General features: G+C 70.1%; 3 protein-coding genes. 1 reads left to right on the forward strand and 2 read right to left on the reverse strand.

The genetic code is table 11. The features are described 5' to 3' along the window. Positions 1-459 (forward strand): rod shape-determining protein (locus EON91_RS14170; protein ID WP_292096010.1); only part of this gene is annotated, 459 nt, incomplete at its 5' end. Between the two features lie 77 nt (positions 460-536). On the opposite strand, the gene EON91_RS14175 is transcribed toward EON91_RS14170, so the two are convergent. Both EON91_RS14175 and EON91_RS14180 read right to left on the reverse strand, forming a co-directional pair. Continuing rightward, positions 537-1,727 (reverse strand): acetyl-CoA C-acyltransferase, encoded by a 1,191-nt coding sequence (locus EON91_RS14175; protein ID WP_292096013.1) that lies wholly within the window; start codon positions 1,725-1,727, stop codon positions 537-539. A 69-nt stretch (positions 1,728-1,796) separates the two neighbouring features. Continuing rightward, complete coding sequence (locus EON91_RS14180; RefSeq protein ID WP_292096015.1) at positions 1,797-2,600, reverse strand: thioesterase family protein; 804 nt, start codon at positions 2,598-2,600, stop codon at positions 1,797-1,799. Positions 2,601-2,603 lie beyond the last annotated feature (3 nt).

Raw genomic sequence — 2,603 nt, forward strand, 5'->3', positions numbered from 1 at the left:
ATCATCAGCTACATGCGTCGCAACCATAACCTGCTGATCGGCGAAACCACCGCCGAACGCATCAAGAAAGACATCGGCACCGCCCGTATCCCGGCCGACGGCGAAGGCCTGTCGATCGAGGTCAAGGGCCGCGACCTGATGCAGGGCGTGCCCCGCGAGGTCCGCATGTCCGAGCGTCAGGCGGCGGAAGCGCTGGCTGAACCGGTCAGCCAGATCGTCGAGGCCGTGAAGGTCGCGCTGGAGGCTACGCCCCCGGAACTGGCGGCCGACATCGCGGACAAGGGCATCATGCTGACGGGCGGCGGCGCCCTGCTGCGCGGCCTGGACGCCGAGATCCGCGACCATACCGGCCTGCCGGTGACGGTGGCCGACGATCCGCTGTCGTGCGTCGCCATCGGTTGCGGCCGGGTGCTGGAGCATCCGCGCTGGATGAAGGGCGTGCTCGACTCGGCCCTGTAAGGCCGGTCGAAACCGAAAGACGAAGGGCCCCGGGATCGCTCCCGGGGCCCTTTTTCTTGATCGCGATGTCGAGGCGATCAGGCCAGTTCGACCGCCATGGCGACGGCTTCTCCGCCGCCGATGCACAGCGACGCCATGCCCTTCTTGCCGCCACGCGCCTGAAGCGCCGCCAGTAGGGTGGAGAGAATGCGCGCGCCGGACGCGCCGATGGGGTGGCCCAAGGCGGTGGCGCCGCCGTTCACGTTCAGCTTGGCCCGGTCGATGCCCAGTTCCTGCTGGGCGATCATGGCGACGACGGCGAAGGCCTCGTTCACCTCCCACAGGTCCACGTCCTCGGCGGTCCAGCCGGCCTTTTTCAGCGCCTTGCGCATGGCGGGGACGGGGGCCGTGGTGAACAGGCCGGGTTCATGGGCGTGGGCGGCGTGGCTGACGACGCGGGCGACGATGGGCAGGCCCAGCGCCTTGGCCGTGCTTTCACGCGTCATGACCAGGGCCGCGGCGCCGTCGGAGATGGAGCTGGCGTTGGCGGCGGTGATGGCGCCGTCCTTGGTGAAGGCGGGGCGCAGGGTAGGAATCTTGGCCGGGTCGGCCTTGCCCGGTTGCTCATCCTCGCTGACGGTCACGGGGCCCTTGCGGGTCTGGACCTCGACCGGGATGATCTCGGCCTTGAATGCGCCCGAGGCGATGGCCGTCTGGGCGCGGGTCAGGCTTTCGACCGCATAGGCGTCCATCTGTTCCCGGGTGAACTGATACTGGGCGGCCGCGTCCTCGGCGAAGACGCCCATGGCCTTGCCCGGCGAATAGGCGTCTTCCAGCCCGTCCATCATCATGCTGTCGACGATGACGTCGTGGCCGATGCGGGCGCCGCCCCGGTGCTTGTTCATCAGATAGGGCGCGCCGGTCATCGACTCCATGCCGCCAGCCACGATCACATCGGCCGTGCCGGCCAGCAGGGCGTCGTGCGCCATCATGGCGGCCTGCAGGCCCGAGCCGCACATCTTGTTCACGGTCGTCGCCTCGACGTGCTTGCCCAGGCCCGCGCCAATGGCGGCCTGACGCGCCGGGGCCTGGCCCAGACCAGCGGGCAGGACGCAGCCCATGAAGATCTGCTCGACCTTTTCGGGGGCGACGCCGGCGCGCTCCACTGCGGCCTTGACCGCAGCGGCGCCCAGTTCGGTCGCCTTGACCGGCGACAGGGCGCCCTGGAAGCCGCCCATGGGCGTGCGGGCGAAGGCGCAGATGACGACGGGGTCGGTTGCGGCGGTCATGGTGTTTCCTCTTATGCGTTGGCCGCTAGATCGTCGCTGCGGCGCAATATGGCAAGCGTCGGCGGTCGATCAGGGGCGTTGGGGCAGCAGTTTGCGGCGTTGGCGGGCCAGGGCCAGCGGCCGCCCGTCGACGCCCCAGGCCGTCGCCTCGTCCACCGACCAGCCCAGGCCGTGGTCCAGCAGCCGGTACTCGAAGAAGGCCCAGCCGTCTGGCGCGCTGTCCGGCGTCGGATCGGCCAGAAAGTCGTAGCGCAGATCGACCGAGGTCATGGCGGGCGGCGCCTGAAACGCGGTCCAGGCGGGCGGATACAGCGCGTCCAACAGATAGGCCAGCCGCAGATCGTCCAGCGGCGCCCCGTCGCGGGTGCGCATCCAGACCCGCTCGACCACCGCGCGACCCTGATTGCCGCCAAGGATGTTGGGGCCGCCGTCGAAGCGATAGTCGACGTGCTGGGAAAAGCGCGGGGCCATCGGCCCCTCAATGCCCGGCCCGTCCTTCAGCCGATCCAGCGGCGGCGGCGCGGTCAGGGGCGTCAGGGCGGCGCCGTCGGAATCCAGGCCGAAGGTGGCCGTGCCGTGGTGGGTCAGGCGGTCGCCCTGATCCGCCTCGACCGCCGCATAGGCGACGTTGCGGCCGCCGCGCAGCAGGCGGGGCCGGAAACGGATCGTCTCCTCGAACCGGGCGGCGGCCAGATACTGGACCGACAGGCTGCGCAGCGGCGCCTTGATCTCCAGCCCCTGTTTCATCGCCCCGGCGCACAGGGCCGCCAGCAGACCGCCGAAGGGAAAGCCGGCCTCGGGCGGAGCGCTGATCGGACCGTTGGAGAACTCGCCCGACAAATGGGCCTTCAGCCCTTCATCGGCGGGGGTCAGCGT

Origin of the sequence: Brevundimonas sp. (assembly GCF_004210735.1) — a bacterium.
In the GTDB taxonomy this organism is placed as follows: domain Bacteria; phylum Pseudomonadota; class Alphaproteobacteria; order Caulobacterales; family Caulobacteraceae; genus Brevundimonas.

Bases quoted from the DNA above. Each gene is read 5' to 3' on its own strand.
- EON91_RS14175 (WP_292096013.1), bottom strand. From the start codon at position 1,727: ATGACCGCCGCAACCGACCCCGTCGTCATCTGCGCCTTCGCCCGCACG.